The sequence below is a fragment of the Roseovarius dicentrarchi genome, assembly GCF_003316635.1.
Taxonomy (GTDB): domain Bacteria; phylum Pseudomonadota; class Alphaproteobacteria; order Rhodobacterales; family Rhodobacteraceae; genus Roseovarius; species Roseovarius dicentrarchi.
In genome coordinates this window covers 1-1,287 of sequence record NZ_QNQP01000074.1, presented here as the reverse complement: position 1 = coordinate 1,287, position 1,287 = coordinate 1, and the positions used below count along the sequence as shown (strand labels likewise).

Sequence of the window (1,287 nt, the reverse complement as noted above, 5' to 3'; positions counted from 1 at the left end):
GCCGACGGCGAATGCCATCGGCCGTAGAGAGAACTTCGATTTGAGGGCGGTAAATGAAATCGGACATAAGGCCGGACTTATCATCGGATCGTAGCCGAAGTCAGACGGCCCCCGCCGAAGCCTTACTCTGAAACAGTGGGCATTGCTGCTTATGCTTTACACGGGCGTGCGCAATTCCTCCGAGATGGCTCGCATGAAGCTTGAGAACATTTACCGCGAACAGGGCGTCCCTGTGTTTTATCTAGCCGATGCCTCGAAGAATCAGGGCAGCAAGCGCTTCGTGCCTATCCACGATGACCTCGGTCGGCTCGGCTTTCTCGACTACGTTGAAAATCTCAAAAAGTCCGGTGACACCTTGCTGTTCCCCGAATGGGCTAAACGGCCCGATAAAGTTAATGACTGGTTCAACGACAAATATCTAGTTGAGCTCGGCATCAAGACCAAACAAAAGGTCTTTTACTGCTTTCGACATACTCTAGCCACAGAACTCGCTCGATCCGGTGTTCCTCGCGAGCTGACGAAGATGATTTCAGGACATGCACCCCAGGAGGTCGCTTCCGTCTACATACAGGATTCGCCGATACGACTGATGGCGGCGGAATTGAACAAGGTGAAGTTCGGCCTGCCTATACCAGGTCTTTGACCTGGCGATTGCCCAATGAATTCGCCTTGCTACCCACGTTTCACCAAAGCGGCACTGTCTGGGTCATAGACATAACCAGAAATCGACCCGTCCTTGATCCGATCGACAGCTTCCTTGATCACGAAAAATGGCACAAGAAACCATTCTTGGGGCGCGACTGGGCGACCGAAGCGATCTATTATTTCGATATCAAGCCTTGCTGGTTCGAAAATGCGGTGGATCAGGTTTTCCAGTTTGGTTCGGTTGATGTTGTAAAGCTCGTAGGTCGCGACAATTTCGACATTTGCCATCAGGAACGTGGGTTGAAGCTGTGCCCCGGCAATGCGCCTTTCGACGCTCATGTTCGTGACGCCGATCTTGTGCACCAGTTCACGATTGTCAGTGACAATTGGGTGGTCGGATTTGCTCCGCAGGACATAAATTGTCCCGCTGGCCTCATCGCCATCGATCGTCTGGTCGGAAAATAATGGTCCCGCCGTTGGTTCAGTGACACGGCGACCGGCTTCGTCCTTGTTCAGGGTGTGAATCGGCATGCAAAATTGACCCACTTGGGTGGGTTATGAGCGAGTAAAATTGACCCACCTGCGACGTTAGCATCCGCGCCGAATAGCGCGGAGGAATGAGCAGGTGATATTGATGGAAAG

Annotated in this window: 2 protein-coding genes; one reads left to right on the top strand and one right to left on the bottom strand. The window is 52.4% G+C overall.

What is annotated here, in order from left to right; translation table 11 throughout:
• The first annotated feature begins 142 nt into the window (after positions 1-142).
• Positions 143-643 carry a tyrosine-type recombinase/integrase gene (locus DQ230_RS16880; RefSeq protein ID WP_275263554.1) on the top strand — a complete coding sequence of 167 codons (501 nt, stop codon included), beginning with the start codon at positions 143-145 and terminating at the stop codon, positions 641-643.
• A gap of 29 nt (positions 644-672) precedes the next feature.
• Here the strand turns inward: DQ230_RS16880 and DQ230_RS16875 are convergent, their stop codons facing one another.
• Positions 673-1,176, bottom strand: a complete 504-nt coding sequence (locus DQ230_RS16875) for a GIY-YIG nuclease family protein (RefSeq protein WP_238987579.1) — start codon at positions 1,174-1,176, stop codon at positions 673-675.
• Between the last annotated feature and the right edge of the window lie 111 nt (positions 1,177-1,287).

Bases quoted from the DNA above. Each gene is read 5' to 3' on its own strand.
- DQ230_RS16875 (WP_238987579.1), bottom strand. From the start codon at position 1,176: ATGCCGATTCACACCCTGAACAAGGACGAAGCCGGTCGCCGTGTCACT.